Source organism: Neisseria sp. HMSC15G01, assembly GCF_001808255.1.
GTDB classification, from domain to species: domain Bacteria; phylum Pseudomonadota; class Gammaproteobacteria; order Burkholderiales; family Neisseriaceae; genus Neisseria; species Neisseria subflava_A.
In genome coordinates, this window is record NZ_KV792654.1 from 166276 (window position 1) to 181121 (window position 14846).

The 14846-nt window shown below is 53.1% G+C and carries 11 protein-coding genes and 1 tRNA gene; 5 read left to right on the forward strand and 7 right to left on the reverse strand.

The genetic code is table 11. The features are described 5' to 3' along the window. Positions 1-37: 37 nt before the first annotated feature. Entirely contained in the window at positions 38-763 is a 726-nt protein-coding gene (locus HMPREF3139_RS01040) for a 16S rRNA (uracil(1498)-N(3))-methyltransferase (protein WP_070459623.1), read from the reverse strand. Between the two features lie 166 nt (positions 764-929). Between HMPREF3139_RS01040 and HMPREF3139_RS01045 the strand changes: the two genes are divergently transcribed. Then, entirely contained in the window at positions 930-1718 is a 789-nt protein-coding gene (locus tag HMPREF3139_RS01045) for an inositol monophosphatase family protein (protein ID WP_003684681.1), read from the forward strand. Positions 1719-1982: 264 nt separating this feature from the next. Here HMPREF3139_RS01045 and HMPREF3139_RS01050 read toward each other — a convergent pair whose 3' ends face one another. Further along, positions 1983-2450: a YchJ family protein gene (locus HMPREF3139_RS01050; RefSeq protein WP_070459625.1), complete on the reverse strand. Its 468-nt coding sequence runs from the start codon at positions 2448-2450 to the stop codon at positions 1983-1985. 163 nt (positions 2451-2613) lie between these two features. Here HMPREF3139_RS01050 and HMPREF3139_RS01055 point away from each other — a divergent pair, with 163 nt between their 5' ends. From HMPREF3139_RS01055 to HMPREF3139_RS01070, 4 genes are all read left to right on the forward strand, one after another. Then, complete coding sequence (locus HMPREF3139_RS01055) at positions 2614-3462, forward strand: RnfABCDGE type electron transport complex subunit B (RefSeq protein WP_199901400.1); 849 nt, start codon at positions 2614-2616, stop codon at positions 3460-3462. 70 nt (positions 3463-3532) lie between these two features. After that, positions 3533-4531 (forward strand): BtrH-related acyltransferase DarH, encoded by a 999-nt coding sequence (locus tag HMPREF3139_RS01060; RefSeq protein ID WP_070459631.1) that lies wholly within the window; start codon positions 3533-3535, stop codon positions 4529-4531. A 113-nt stretch (positions 4532-4644) separates the two neighbouring features. Further along, entirely contained in the window at positions 4645-5559 is a 915-nt protein-coding gene (locus HMPREF3139_RS01065; RefSeq protein ID WP_070459634.1) for an ABC transporter ATP-binding protein, read from the forward strand. Beyond that, entirely contained in the window at positions 5556-6809 is a 1254-nt protein-coding gene (locus tag HMPREF3139_RS01070) for an ABC transporter permease (protein WP_070459637.1), read from the forward strand. Before HMPREF3139_RS01065 ends, HMPREF3139_RS01070 begins: the two co-directional genes overlap by 4 nt. A gap of 195 nt (positions 6810-7004) precedes the next feature. Here HMPREF3139_RS01070 and HMPREF3139_RS01075 read toward each other — a convergent pair. From HMPREF3139_RS01075 to glnE, 5 genes are all read right to left on the reverse strand, one after another. Beyond that, positions 7005-7080, reverse strand: a tRNA-Lys gene (locus HMPREF3139_RS01075). A gap of 59 nt (positions 7081-7139) precedes the next feature. Continuing rightward, a complete protein-coding gene (gene apbC, locus HMPREF3139_RS01080) occupies positions 7140-8219 on the reverse strand; it encodes an iron-sulfur cluster carrier protein ApbC (protein ID WP_070459640.1) in 1080 nt (359 codons plus the stop codon). Positions 8220-8381: 162 nt separating this feature from the next. Continuing rightward, positions 8382-10523 carry a glycine--tRNA ligase subunit beta gene (gene glyS, locus HMPREF3139_RS01085; protein ID WP_070459643.1) on the reverse strand — a complete coding sequence of 714 codons (2142 nt, stop codon included), beginning with the start codon at positions 10521-10523 and terminating at the stop codon, positions 8382-8384. 168 nt (positions 10524-10691) lie between these two features. Beyond that, positions 10692-11786 (reverse strand): FAD-dependent oxidoreductase, encoded by a 1095-nt coding sequence (locus tag HMPREF3139_RS01090; protein ID WP_070459646.1) that lies wholly within the window; start codon positions 11784-11786, stop codon positions 10692-10694. Between the two features lie 266 nt (positions 11787-12052). Next, positions 12053-14737, reverse strand: a complete 2685-nt coding sequence (glnE, locus tag HMPREF3139_RS01095; protein WP_070459649.1) for a bifunctional [glutamate--ammonia ligase]-adenylyl-L-tyrosine phosphorylase/[glutamate--ammonia-ligase] adenylyltransferase — start codon at positions 14735-14737, stop codon at positions 12053-12055. Positions 14738-14846 lie beyond the last annotated feature (109 nt).

The following is a 14846-nucleotide window of genomic DNA, read 5'->3' on the forward strand; positions in this document are numbered from 1 at the left end:
CGAAACTCGCTACGCTCGTTTTCAGACGGCCTGAACTTTATGCAAAATCGCCCCAAAGCGTCTGCATGGCGGCAATGGCCGCAAGTGAAGCGGTTTCGGTGCGCAACACCCGTTTGCCAAGCGTAACGGATTGAAAACCGGCATCAAATGCCTGTTGCTCTTCCTTCTCCGTCCAGCCGCCTTCCGGGCCGACCATAAACACGACTTTGCCGGATTGAGGCCGAACATCGCTCAGTTTTTGTGCGCGGTTCAAGCTCATTAACAGTTTGGTCGTTTCCTGCGGCAACTGTTGCAATGCCTGTGCATAAGTCGTCAGCGGCAAAACCTTCGGCACAATATTGCGGCCGCTTTGTTCACACGCTGAAACAACGATTTCCTGCCAACGCGCCACCCGCTTTTCAGCGCGTTCGCCGCTCAAGCGCACGACACAGCGTTCGCTGATAACTGGGCAAATTTCTGCCACGCCCAATTCCACGCTTTTCTGCAAAGTGAAATCCATGCGCTCGGCGGCAGATACCGCCTGTACCAACGTAATGTTCAGCGGCGATTCGTTGTCCGTTGCCTCTTCCCGCAAAATCCGCACGCTGGCTCGGCGTTTTTCCAAAACTTCTGGCAAAGCCGGATATGCCTTGCCATTGCCGTTGAACAACACGATTTCTTCCGTATTTTTCACGCGCAATACATTCAGATGGCGCACCACATTATCGGGCAATTCGACCACGCTGTCGGGGCTTAAGGCAAAATCAACATAAAATCGGGGCATGGTTTCCTGCTTTATTCATGTATATAATTTAAATTTAAAATTTCATGAATGAAGTTGAAACACGGCGACATGCTCCTGCCTGATTTCGATTTCATCCACTATAATTTGAGAACTTCCCGAATTTTAATCTACTGTCACGCAAAACTGCAAAAAACAAGGATACGCCGTGCTATACCGTTTACAGAAAGTCGTCCGCCACATCGCCCAAACCGAAGTCATGCCGCGTTTTCTGAACACGCCGTCACGACGCAAGGAAGACGGATCGGTTTTGAGTGAAGCAGATTTGGCCGCACAAACCGCTTTTGCCGCCGCCCTTCCCTTATTGGAGGATTGTCCGATGTTGGGCGAGGAAATGAGCGTTCAGGAACAAACCCGTTTGTGGAACGAACATTCAGATGGCCTATGGATTGTCGACCCTATCGACGGCACAAACAACTTCGTCAACGGTTTGCCGCATTTTGCCGTATCCGTCGCACTGGTTAAAAACGGCCACGCCGAATTGGGCGTGATTTACAATCCGGTCAGCGGCGAATGTTTCTACGCCGAACGCGGCAAAGGCGCATTTCTCAACGGCACGCCGCTGCCGCTGCGTTCCGAAAACAAAAAACTCAACGAATCCATTGCCGGCGTAGAAATCAAATACCTGCGTTCGGGCAAACTCGCCAGTCGCATGAATACCCTTGCCCCATTCGGCACAATCCGCAGCATGGGCAGCAGCACGCTCGATTGGTGCTACCTTGCCAGCGGCCGCTACGATATTTACATCCACGGCGGACAAAAGCTGTGGGACTACGCTGCCGGCGCATTGATTTTTGAAGAAGCCGGCGGCTGCCTGACCACTTTGGAAGGCGACGATTTTTGGAGCGGCGAACATGTATTTAAGCGTTCCGTCATCGCCGCATTGCAACCCGAGCTGTTTCAGCAATGGGTGAAATGGATTCGAGAAAATCAGTAAAAATACCGTTTATCTTCAAAAAATCACGATTATCTTGCAACTTATTGAAATTATTTCACTTCTTAACAGCATTTAATACTAAAAACGGTAGAATATTAATCGCTGACACAACACCGCTCTTTCATCCCTTTTGGGCGGTGCAGCAAGTAAGACGTTTTCCCGCAATGTATTGGCCATTCATACTTCTCCCTTAGTATGAATGGTTTTTTTTATCTGCAAAAACAGCTCAGGCCGTCTGAACATTCAGACGGCCTGTTTACACTACTATTTGAAAAACTGTCCGCAACACGCCTTAAACTTTTTGCCCGAACCGCACAAACAAGGCTGTTTCATCGTCGGCAAAGCAACGGTCGGATCAATAAAGTACCAACGCCCGTCTATTTTCACGAACGCCGACAATTCATGATGGCACTCAGTTTGCCCATTCTCCTCAAAATACGCCTCAAACTCGACCAAAGCATGCAGTTTGCCAAACGGCACATGACGGATAACCTTCAATCCCGACCACTGCGTCTGCTTACTCCACGACGCCAAATCCTGCTTGTCCAACAAATTCTGCTGCGCAGGGACAGTCGTGTCCACGATATAGTCGATTTCCTGCAAAACATACGCACTGTAACGCGAACGCATCAACTCTTCCGCCTTCGAGGCCGCCGCCTCACACGCATGAAACGGTGCGCAACATTCCGTATAAACACGTCCCGACTGACAGGGACAAAGTGTAGCCGTCATTCCTAATTACCCGAATAAATCCATTTCAAAATTATAACGCAAACCCGGCTCAGGCCGTCTGAAAACGAGCGTAGCGAGTTTCGCTAAAATAAGCAAAGCGGGTTTCGCCAAAATAAACGCAACAATCTGATATAATGCGCCTTTTCGATTTTGACTATCCATGATGAACATTCCCATCCAAAGCATCAGCCGCCTGTTGCCGCAAACCCAATGTCGTGAGTGCGGCTATGAAGGCTGCCTACCCTATGCGCGCGCCCTGTCGGTAGGAGAAGCGCCGGTAAACCTGTGCGCGCCGGGTGGGGAAACCGTCATGAAAGATATTGCCGACCTGTTGGGCAAACCCTACCTCGCCCAGGCAAAAACACAAATCAAAGCCGTAGCCCTGATTGACGAGGCCGTCTGCATCGGTTGTACCGCCTGCATCCGCGCCTGCCCTGTCGATGCCATTATGGGCGCGTCCAAACTGATGCACACCGTCATCAGCGACGAATGCACCGGCTGCAGCTTGTGCGTTACCCCCTGCCCCGTCGACTGCATCGACATGGTTCCCGTATCGCAGCCCTTCCTGCCGTCCGCACGCCGTTTCAGCACCTCTGCCGAACCGCGCTTTGCCGCCGCCGAACACGCACAAAGCCGTTTCGAACGCCATACCGCGCGCAAACAGCGCGACGATGCCGAACGCAAAGCCCTGCTGGCGCAACGCGAAGCCGCCGTCAAAGCCAAACAGGCCGCACAGGCACAAACCCAAACAGCCGCACCAAGCGCCGCATTCAACCCCATGGATTTGATTGCCAAAGCCATGGCAAAAGCGCAATCGCAACAGGACAAACTCGTCTCCTCCGACAACCGCGAAGACTTCAAAGCGCGCCAAATCGAAGAAGCCAAAGAACGCGCCGAACTGCGCCGCGCCCAACGTGATGCCAAATACGGCAACGAAGCCGAAAAAGCCGCCGCCATCGAATTTCTGCGCCGCCACAAAGCCGAGCAGGAAGCGTCCAAAGAAGCGCGCTGATTTCCAAAACAACAAACCATTCCGACCGCTTCAGGCCGTCTGAAAACATTGCACGAAAACCAATAACTTTATGACCATACAAGAATTTCCACACCAGCATACCGCCCATTGCGAAAGCGGTGTGATGTCCACCCTGCTCAAATACCATGGCCACAATTTAGACGAAGCCATGATTTTCGGCATTGCCCACGCACTGACGTTTGTCTGGATGCCGCTGATCAAATTAAACGGCATGCCGCTGGTTTCCTACCGTACCGCGCCGCGCAGCATCATCAAAAACACCTGCAAAGCATTGGGGCTGAAATTATCCGTCCGCAAATTTTCCGACGCACAAAGCGGACAAGCCGCATTGGATGCCGCGCTGTCCTCAGGCAAGCTGGCAGGTTTGCAAACCTCCGTCTTCTGGCTGCCCTACTTCCCGCCGCAAATGCGCTTCCATTTCAACGCACACAATCTTTTAGTGTACGGCAAAGACGGCAACGACTACCTCATCAGCGACCCCGTATTTGAAACCGTACAACGCTGCGCTGCCGAAGATTTGCAGCGTGCACGCTTTGTCAAAGGCGTATTGGCGGCAAAAGGCATGATGTACACCTTGGAAGACAACAGGCCGTCTGAAAAAATCATGGCAGACTTGCCCGCCATTATCCGCAAGGCCATACGCAAAAACGCCAAACATATGCTCGCGCCAGTCTTTTTCATCGGCGTAAAAGGCATCCGTACGCTGGCCAAAAAAATCGAATCCCTGCCTGCCAAACAAAATGACAAATACCAAAAACTGTTTCTCGGCCATTTGGTGCGGATGCAGGAAGAAATCGGTACCGGCGGCGCAGGTTTCCGCTATATCTACGCCTACTTCCTCGAACAAGCCGCCCATATCTGCAACGAACCTGCATTTCAGACGGCCTCGGAACAAATGACCTCCATCGGCGACCAATGGCGTCAATTCGCAGCCATGTGCGTGAAGCAGTGCAAAAAGCCGTCTGAAAACGGCTGCCGCAACATCGCTGAATTTCTGCGCAAAATTGCGGATGATGAAGAAGCGTTATGGCGGGGATTATTGAAATAATGGGGTTATGCGGTAGCGAGAAATTTTCTGTGCCCGTTTGTACACAGATGACCTAATGCCGCCTTTGTCAATGATTTCACTATGCTCCATCCATACTAAGGCCGTCTGAAACCATGATTCACATCCAATCCCTCTCCCACCGTTATCCCAAAGCCGAAATTGCCGCGCTGGACAATGTGTCGTTCGATATTGCCGACGGCGAATGTTTGGGGCTGCTCGGTCACAACGGTGCGGGGAAAACGACGCTGATGTCGCTTTTGGCAGGCTTGCAGGAAGTACGGCAGGGCGAAATTTTGTTTGACGGCAAGCCGTTGCGCCTATTAAGCCGCAGCGAGCGGCAGAAAATCGGTTTGGTGCCGCAGGATTTCGCGTTTTATCCGCAGCTTTCGGTGTGGGACAACCTGCTGTTTTTCGCCTCGCTTTACAAAGTGCGCGACAAAGGCCGTCTGAACGCGCTGTTGGAACAGACCGACCTGACCGCCCACAAAAACAAGGCGGCAAAGCATCTTTCGGGCGGGCTTAAACGTCGTCTGAATTTTGCCATCGGTCTGATTAACACGCCGCAACTGGTGTTCCTCGACGAAATCACGGTTGGCATCGACCCGCAGTCGCGCCGCTTTATCCTCGACAGCGTGGCGGATTTGACGCGGCAGGGGGTAACGGTGGTTTACACCTCGCACTATCTGTCGGAAATCGAGCAGCTTTGCGGCAAAATCGCGCTGCTGCAACACGGCAAACTGGTGTACCACGGCGGTTTGGACGAGCTTCTAAGCACGCAAACCGGTGTCGTGCGTTTTACCGTCGAACCGCCACTGCCGCCTCAAACGCTAGCCGCTTTGGGTGCAAAGCAAGTGGACAGCCGCGGCATGATGGAAACGGCGCACGATGCCGCCGCCGTTTACGCCGCCCTGCAACAAAGCGGCGCGCAAATCCGCTACTTCCAGCAGGGACACGGTTCGCTAGAAACGTTTTACCTTGATTTCCTGCGCAAAGACGAACCGGCAACAGATAAGCAAAATCCACAATGACGATTTCCTCCCTCCTCAAAGAACTCAAACTGCTCTGCCGCGACCTGCACGGTTTGGCCGTGTTGTTTGTGATGCCCATCGCCTTCATGCTGATTATGTCGTTGGCGCTGAGCCGCGACCAAGATCCGCACAACGACAGCCGCATCGCGCTGGTTGGCGTAGCAAACGACAGTATCAATACCGCGCTGGCCGCCGCGCTGGAGAAAGAACAAATCCATGTCACACTGATGCCGTCTGAAAAACTGACCGACGCGCAAAACGGCCTACACGACAAACGTTTCCAACTGGTGCTGCACAACCCGAACCCCGCTTCCGGCAAAATCGCCGACGACAAAGCCCTGCAAATCTATGTACCGCCCGATACCGAGCCTTCATGGCTGGCGGCTGTCAAAGGCGTTTTGCAGCAGCACTACACTGAAACGCGGCTGGACACTTATTTCGACAACAACGACGGCATCAAAATCGACAATAAAAAACTGCCCCGCGCCATCCGCAAAGACATCCAGAAAAAAGTGGATGAAAAAAACGACGAACAATTTGCCGCCGTGCGCAGCTTTTTAGATAAGAAAATGCTGGAAGAGCATTACCTGAGCGCAGGCAGCGGCACAGTGGAAAAACCCAACGCCGTACAGCACAGCGTCCCCGCATGGCTGATTTTCGGTATGTTTTTCATTATGATACCGCTATCGAACGTCATGGCGCTGGAACGCCAGAACAACACCATTACCCGCTTACGTCTCGCCCGCGCCTCCGCATCCGGCCTGATTGCTGCGAAACTTATCCCCTATTTCCTGATTAACCAGCTTCAGTTTGTCGGAATGCTGTTGCTCGGCCGCTACCTGCTGCCCGAAATCGGCGTGCCCGCCCTCATACTCAACGGCAGCCTTGTTCCCTACGCGCTACTGTCCGCCGCCGTCAGCGCCGCCGCACTCGGCTACGCGCTGTTAATCAGCGTCTGCGCCAAATCCACCGAACATGCCGTCGTCCTCGGCGGCGGCGGCATCATCCTGATGGCGGCAATCGGCGGCATTATGGTACCCGCCCACGTCATGCCCGAAACCATGCAGCAACTCACTTGGATTTCCCCGATGGCTTGGGGCTTGAAGGCTTTTCAGGAATTGCTGCTCAACCGCAGCGGACTGGACGGAATCGGCCGTTATCTGCTTTTATTGTCTGCATTCTCTTTTGCCACGCTGACTGCTGCCGTATTGGTTTATCGTAGGCAGTTGCAGACGCAGGTAAGGTTTTAAACGTTTGTCTGCCCTAAGTAGAAAGCTTATTTCTCAAAAACATTCCTATAAAAAACTTCAGGCCGTCTGAAAGATATTTTCAGACGGCCTGATGCTTGATGCGCTATGGATTGTCTCAATAATAAAATATGCTCAATAAAATCCCAAAATCCAAACGTAAAAAAACCTACTTTTTTCAAAGTAGGTTTTCATATTTGGTGGGTCGTGAGCGATTCGAACGCTCGACCAACGGATTAAAAGTCCGCTGCTCTACCGACTGAGCTAACGACCCGATAAGCTGTGCATTATAGAGATGGGGTACACAGCTGTCAACACCTTTTTTAAATTTTTTTATTCGACAACGATTTTCGGGAAGCGGCTGCTGAAGTCTTTACCTTTATCGGCAATGGCCAGTGCAATTTGGAAGGCGGCTTCGGTGTAGATGTCGGCGATGGTTTGGTTGTTTTCAAACAAGGCCGAAGATGTGCCGCTATCCATAGCTTCGCGTACAGGCAGGCTTAATGGAAGTTGGCCAAGCAACGGTACATTCAAACGCTCTGCCAAGTTTTTGCCGCCTTCTGCGCCGAAGATTGCTTCGGCATGGCCGCAGTTGGTGCAAATATGGACAGACATGTTTTCTAAAACGCCCAAAATCGGGATATTGACTTTGTTGAACATATCCACGGCTTTGCGTGCATCAATCAGGGCGATGTCTTGTGGCGTGGTGACGACAACGGAGCCGGTCACGGGGATTTTTTGCGACAGGGTCAATTGGATATCGCCGGTACCGGGCGGCAGGTCGATGAAGAGATAATCGACATTGTCCCACTCGCTTTGGAACATAAGCTGTTGCAAGGCTTGGCTGACCATCGGGCCGCGCCAAACGACGGCTTGGTCGGTATCGACCAGGAAACCGATGGACATCACTTGAATGCCGCTTTCGGCTTCAACGGGAATGAGTTTTTTGTTTTGTTGGTCGGGTTTGCGGTCTTGTACGCCGAGCATGGTGGGCTGGCTTGGGCCGTACAGGTCGGCATCGAGTACGCCGACGCGCGCGCCCATTCTGGCCATTGCGGTGGCAAGGTTGGCTGTGGTCGTTGATTTGCCGACGCCGCCTTTGCCCGATGCAACGGCGATAATGTTTTTCACGCCTTTGATGGTTGCTACGCCGGGTTGAACTTTATGCGTACCGATTTCGGTATCGATACTCAAGTGAATGTGGGTATCGCCGGTATGCGAAATGACGGCTTCTTGAACGGCATTGGCAATGTCTGCGGCAATATGGGCAACTGGGAACGCGAATTTCAGGCCGATATGCAGGCCGTCTGAACGCTCTTCAAGGAGTGTAACGGCTTTTTCGCTGCCTAAGGTGCGCATTGTGTGGGGAATCAATACGGCATCGAGTGCGGTTCGGATGGCTGGGATATTCATAATCTGCCTCTTGAATGTGGGAAATTGTTTATGTGCGCGATTTGTCGTGCGACAAATCTGCCGAATTATACCCTTGAACGCCATGCAAGGGATACGCCCGAAAAACTTCAGGCTGCCTGAATCATCGGGCAGCCTGAAAAAAGGGTCAACTGAAACGCGGCCTTATTCGCTCAAGAGCGCAATGTCGGCAACTGCGTTCATTTGTTCTGCCAAGCGGTTCAACAGGTTCAAACGGTTTTGCTTCACGGCGGCATCTTCAGCCATTACCATCACGCCGTCGAAGAATGCATCGACTTGCGGTTTGACGGAAGCCAGCTCGGACAAAGCAGTTTGGAAATTGCCTTCGGCAACAGCGGCGGCAATTTTCGGCTGCAAACCTTGCGCGGCGGCATACAGGGCTTTTTCTTCGTCTTGTTGCAGCAGGCTTTCGTTAACCGCACCCAACTCGGCATCGGCTTTTTTCAGCAGGTTTTGCACGCGTTTGTTGGCGGCAGCGAGCGCGGCGGCTTCGGGCAGTTGTTTGAACGCGGCGACGGCTTGCAGTTTGGCATGGAGATTATATAGCTTATGAAACCAACGACTTACTCCCTGTTTACTTTCTTCAGGAGTTTGTTTCGGACCTTTCAAAACTGCTGAGATTACGTCTTGCGAATATTCATTTTGTAAAAGAATTGCTAAACGGGTCTCTATGAAAGAGGTTATTTTGGACAAAAAATGTCGCTGTTCCAAGGAATTTGCCATATCTTTCCAACCACGAGGAAAGGTTTTATATGTTTTATCAATTAACTTACCTAATCCTAATTCATCTCCTTTACACTCAGGTAACATTAGTATCCGCAAAATACCCAATGTGGCACGACGCAAGGCGTAAGGATCTTTATCACCGGTAGGAATTTGTCCAATACCCCAAATGCCAACTAAGGTTTCTAGCTTGTCGGCCAGCGCAACAGCGATAGCGATTTTGCTTTGAGGAAGATTGTCACCTGCAAAACGTGGCCAATAATGTTGCTCAATAGCTTCGGCGATTTCTTCGGTTTCGCCGTCCAAGCGGGCATAGTATTTGCCCATCGTGCCTTGCAGTTCAGGGAATTCGCCGACCATTTCGGTCACCAAGTCGGCTTTTGCCAAACGCGCGGCGCGTTCGGCTGCTGCGGCGTCTGCGCCCAAAGCTTCGGCGATGTAGGCGGCTATGATTTGTAGGCGCCCGATACGCTCGGCTTGCGAACCGATTTTGTTGTGGTAAACCACGCTGGACAATTTCGGCAGGCGGCTTTCCAAAGTCGCTTTTTGGTCTTGTTTGTAGAAGAACTCGGCATCAGACAGGCGCGCGCGCAAAACGCGTTCGTTGCCTTGGATGATATGCGACGGGTCTTCGGTTTGCAGGTTGGAAACCAGCAGGAAGCGGTTCATCAGCTTGCCGTTTGGATCGAGCAGCGGGAAGTATTTTTGGTTTTGCTGCATGGTCAGAATCAAGCATTCTTGAGGCACGGCGAGGAAGTGTTCTTCAAAACCGGCTTCCAATACCACAGGCCATTCGACCAATGCGGTCACTTCATCCAACAAGGCTTCATCGGCGGCAACGGTCGCGTTCAGACGGCCTGCCTGCTCGTTCAAGGCCGTCTGAATGGCGGCTTTGCGCTCGGCAAACGAAGCGACGACTTTGCCTTGCTCACGCATTTGCAAGGCGTAGCTGTCGGCGTTTTCAATGGTGATTTCGCCGTTGGAGAGGAAACGGTGACCCAATGTTTTGTTGCCGCTTTGCAGGCCCAAAACGCTGACATTTACGATGTCGCCGCCGTGCAGCACGATCAGGCTGTGTACAGGGCGCACGAAGGTAAATGTGCTGCTGCCCCAACGCATGACTTTAGGAATCGGCAATTTTTTCACTGCGGCATTGATGATGTCTTCCAAGAGCTCGCCCAGCGGTTTGCCGGTTTGGACGTATTCGTAGGCGTACACGTCTTGCTTGCCGTCGTTGATGATGGTCAGGTCTTCGATTTTCGCACCCGCACCGCGCGCAAAACCTTCCAAAGCCTTAGTCGGCGCACCGTCTTTCATAGCATTCGCCACGGCCGGGCCTTTTTTCACGATTTTTTGATCGGCTTGAACGGCTTTCACGTTTTTGATTTGAACGGCCAAACGGCGCGGAGAAGCGTAGGCAGTGTATTCGGCTGCGCCGTCAATCAGTTGCGCCTTTTCCAAGCCTTCGGCAACGGAAGCGGCAAAATGGTTGCCCAGATTATTGAGGGCTTTTGGCGGGAGTTCTTCAGTGAGAAGTTCGATTAAAAGGGTTTGGGTTGTCATGTGCTTATCGTTAAATAGGAAATTGGTTTGGCGTCTGAATACGGCATCATGCGGTTTTCAGACGCAAGGTTAATTGAATTGACGGCGATTTTATCATTTTCAGACGGCCTGTGGCTGTCTTTCACAAACAATTTGCCCGATTTTCAAGCCACTTCGTCCGCAACAGCTTCAATTCGCAGCGCGGATATACGGCAAACCACTGGTTTCGTCGTATTCGGGAATGTCGCTTCCGGCAAACAGCGCACCGGCCAAACGCACGGCCGCGCCGGTAACGGCCGGGGAAATCATAAAGCCGTGGCGGAACAGGCCGTTGACTTCAATCAGGCGGCGTTCGCGGTTGAAGCGGATTTCGGGATTGTGGTGGTTTAACGTCGGGCGCAGGCCGGTGGCCAGTTCCAAAAGGTTCGCCTCGCCAAATGCCGGATGCACGGCGTACAGCGCGGACAAAAGTTCCAAACCAGAACGCACGCTGGCCGGCGCTTGGCTTTCGCTTTCGATTTGGGTCGCACCAATCACAAAAATATGGTTTTCCTTCGGCGCGATATACAAAGGATAGCGCGGATGCAGCAGGCGCACGGGGCGGGACAGCTCGACTTCGGGTGCGTAAACGCGCGCCACTTCGCCGCGTATGCCGCGCAATTGGCTTTCAGACGGCCTGTTCCACGCGCTCTTTGCACCATAACCGCGGCAGTCGATGACCCAATCGTATTGCGCCGCAAAATCTTCGACTTCGCGTTCGTACGACCAATGGCACGCTACATTCATTGACTCCAAAGCATCGGCCAGCGCATTCAATACCTGCCGTCCGTCCAACTGCCCTTCTGTCGGCAGATACAGGCCGTCTGAAAACCTCCCTGCCAGTTGCGGCTCGTTTGCTGCGATTTCATCCGCGTTCCAACGTATGGTTTCATATTCCGCCACACCGCCGCGCTTCAAATGACGGGCAAACTCGGCGGAAAGCGGCTTGTCCTGCGTGTGCCAGACAATCAGACTACCGTTTTCCTGCATCATCACCGGCGTATTCAGACGGCCGACAATAGCGCGCCAAAGCGCAATGCTTTGTTTGCCTAAACGGATGACTTCGGGCGTTGCCTCCACCGCTTCGGCAGACGGCGCTAACATGGCGGCGGCAACATAGGCTGCGGCTTGTGCGCCGTTACGTTCGCCTTTCTCAAACAACTCTACCGCCACACCCTGCTCCGCCAATTGGAACGCAATAAGGCGACCGGAAAGGCCGCCGCCGAGTACCGCAATCTTAGACATCAGTTTCTCCTTGTTTTTAATATGAAAATGAGCTGCATATTTTAGAACTTGTTTTGCTGTATCACAATATCTACAGAAAATGAGAACAGCTTTTGCAGATCATACTTGGGCTGAATCAGTAATACGTAAACAAAAACTTCCCTCAAGCTGCCAATCAGCTTTTATAAAAATATCTTCCTTACATAAAACCTACTATTTAGAGTGAATTTGTCCTGGCAGTAAATTATGTTGCCGTGCAGGCTTTGACGCTGAATACGCCCGCCTGCTTATCCGAATTTCACTTCTACCCCGAATACTTCCCGCCATAGTTTTCGCACGTTGCCGTAGTGGGTCAGCAATTCGTCCGTTACTTCGGTTTTTTTGGCATCTCGCAGTTTGGTGTTGTGTTGCTGCTGGCGGTAGAAGCGGTAGGCGGTGCGGCTTTGTTCGGCGAGAGTTTTGTCGATGAGGCCGCAGTCGGCAGCGATGTTCAATAGGGCGATGTTGCCGTAGTTGTCCAAGAGTTGCGGATACTGGCGGGCATGGGCAAGGATCAGATATTGGACGATAAATTCGACATCGACCACGCCGCCGCGTGCGTATTTGACGTTGCTGTCAACCGGCGGATGGGTAGGGAACATTTTTTCGCGCATTTCGATGATTTCGCCTGCCAAGGCGGTTTGGTCGCGTTCGACGGTGAGGATTTCGGTGCGGATGTGGTCGAAGGCCGTCTGAATTTCGGGTGTGCCGCAGATGAAGCGGGCGCGGGTGAGGGACTGGTGTTCCCATGTCCATGCGTTTTCGCGCTGATATTTTTCGAAGGCGGCGATGCTGTGGGCGAGGAAACCGGCGTCGCCGTTGGGGCGCAGGCGCAGGTCGGTTTCGTAGAGGCTGCCTGCACCGGTGGCGGCGGAAAGCCAGTTGGTCAGGCGGCGGGCGAGGCGACTGTATACGTCGCCCGCATCGGGATGGGGATCGTCGTAGAGGTAGACGAGGTCGAGGTCGGAGGCGTAGCCGAGTTCTTTGCCGCCGAGTTTGCCGTAGCCGACGATAGCGAATTGCGGGGTGTCGCGGTGTTTTTTTGGCATGTCCGCCCATGCGCACGGCAGGGCGGCGGCAAGAATGGTGTCGGCGAGGGCGGAGAGTTGGTCGGAGAGGGATTCTACCGTCCACAGTCCGGCGAGGTCTTGGACGGCGAGGCGGAAGACTTGGGCGTGCTGAAAGCGGCGCAGGGTGTCCATTTGCGCTTCGGTGTCGCCGCCGCAGGCTTTGAGGTCGTCTGAAAGGGCGGCGGCGAGGGCTTGCCAGTCGAACGCGGTATCCAAAAGCTGCGCGCTGATGAGTTCGTCCAGCAGAATCGGATATTTGCTCAGATACGCCGCCACCCATGAGCTTTGGCTCATAATCTGCGCCAGTTGCGCCAAGGTCTGCGGATGCTCGTTGAGAAAGGCGAGATAGGCGGAGCGGCGGCTGATGTTTTCGAGGAAGTCAAACAGCCGCATTAATGTATCGGTCGGATTGGGTTGCTCTGCCGCCGCTTGTATCAACAGCGGCACAATGGCGTCAAAACGAGGCTGGGCGTGTGCGGAAAGATGGCGGTATTTATGGCCGTTTCGGATTTGGTCGAGCCTTGCGGCGATGGTTTCGGCATCGAACCCGTGTTCTTTCAGACGACCTTGCCGCTCTTCTTCGTCGGGCGTGTCCTGCCATGCCCATTGCCATTCGCTGTTGGCTAGGGTTTGCTCTTCGGGTTCGCTCAAAATTTCGTTGAACAACTGATTGACCTTGTTCCGATGAATGTTGAGGTCGTCTGAAAAGGCGGTGTAGCTGTCGAAACCCATGCTTTCGGCGAGCAGTTGCTGCTGTTCGGGCGAGGAGGGCAGGGTTTGGGTTTGCTGGTCGTCCCAGTATTGCAGGCGGTGTTCGACGTCGCGCAGGAAGCGGTAGGCGGCAAGCAGGGTTTCGACGTTTTCAGACGGCATGATGCCCAGCTCGGCAAGTTTCTTCAGCGTTTCCTGCGTGCCTTTCAGTTGCAGCGCGCGCATTTGCCCGCCGCGTATCATCTGGAAAATCTGGGCGATAAATTCGACTTCGCGGATGCCGCCTGCGCCGAGTTTGATGTTGTCCGCCATGCCTTTTTTGCTGACTTCGCTGCGGATTTGGCGGTGCAGGTTTCGCATCGCCTCATACGCGCTGTAATCCAGATATTTGCGGAACACGAAAGGGCGCACCAGCGATTTGATGTCGTTCGGATACGGCGTGACCACGCGGCCTTTGCACCACGCATAGCGTTCCCATTCGCGCCCCTGCGTAATCAAATATTGTTCCAGCGCGGTTTCGCTCAATACCAACGCGCCCGAATCGCCGTCCGGCCGCAGCCGCATATCGACGCGGAACACCTGCCCGTCGGCGGTGATGTCGTTCAGCAGCGCAATCAGTTTCTGCCCGACTTTGGTGAAAAACTCCTGATTGCCGCGTTCGCGCCTGCCGTCGGTGTCGCCCGATTCGGGATAGATGAAAATCAAATCGATGTCGGAAGACACGTTCAGCTCATAGCCGCCCGCCTTGCCCATTGCCACCACGCTCAAATGTTGTGGCGATTTCGTATAACGCCCGATCGGCGTGCCGTACATGTCCTGATAATAGGCGTAGGAAAAGTTCAACGCGGTATTGACGGCAAAATCGGCAAACAGCGTAATTGTGCGGGTTACTTCGTTCAAATCACTGATGCGGTTGATATCGCGCACGATAATCTGCGACACGACATAACGGCGCAACTCGCGCAACTGCCGCGCTAATTCTTCCTCGTTTTCTTCCGCACGGATTTTGTCCCAATCGGCAAAAGCTTGAAAATCAGCTTCGGTCAACGCCTTGTCCAGCATAGGCAGGAAAATTTCGGGCTTGAGTTTGCCGGAATCAAGATTACGGGCGAGAAAAAGGGAATAACGGCGGGCAGTATCAAGGCGGTTCATAATCTTTGCCTGAATAAACAGAAAAGACCATCATAGCAAGCTTTCAGGCCGTCTGAAAGCCACGCTTTCCCCTATCCGTGCAATCGGCTAAAATACCAACTTTGCAACC

Coding starts and splice junctions, on each gene's coding strand:
- glnE (WP_070459649.1), bottom strand. CDS start 14,737: ATGAACCGCCTTGATACTGCCCGCCGTTATTCCCTTTTTCTCGCCCGT.
- HMPREF3139_RS01070 (WP_070459637.1), top strand. CDS start 5,556: ATGACGATTTCCTCCCTCCTCAAAGAACTCAAACTGCTCTGCCGCGAC.
- HMPREF3139_RS01065 (WP_070459634.1), top strand. CDS start 4,645: ATGATTCACATCCAATCCCTCTCCCACCGTTATCCCAAAGCCGAAATT.
- HMPREF3139_RS01050 (WP_070459625.1), bottom strand. CDS start 2,450: ATGACGGCTACACTTTGTCCCTGTCAGTCGGGACGTGTTTATACGGAA.
- HMPREF3139_RS01060 (WP_070459631.1), top strand. CDS start 3,533: ATGACCATACAAGAATTTCCACACCAGCATACCGCCCATTGCGAAAGC.
- glyS (WP_070459643.1), bottom strand. CDS start 10,523: ATGACAACCCAAACCCTTTTAATCGAACTTCTCACTGAAGAACTCCCG.
- apbC (WP_070459640.1), bottom strand. CDS start 8,219: ATGAATATCCCAGCCATCCGAACCGCACTCGATGCCGTATTGATTCCC.
- HMPREF3139_RS01090 (WP_070459646.1), bottom strand. CDS start 11,786: ATGTCTAAGATTGCGGTACTCGGCGGCGGCCTTTCCGGTCGCCTTATT.
- HMPREF3139_RS01040 (WP_070459623.1), bottom strand. CDS start 763: ATGCCCCGATTTTATGTTGATTTTGCCTTAAGCCCCGACAGCGTGGTC.
- HMPREF3139_RS01055 (WP_199901400.1), top strand. CDS start 2,614: ATGAACATTCCCATCCAAAGCATCAGCCGCCTGTTGCCGCAAACCCAA.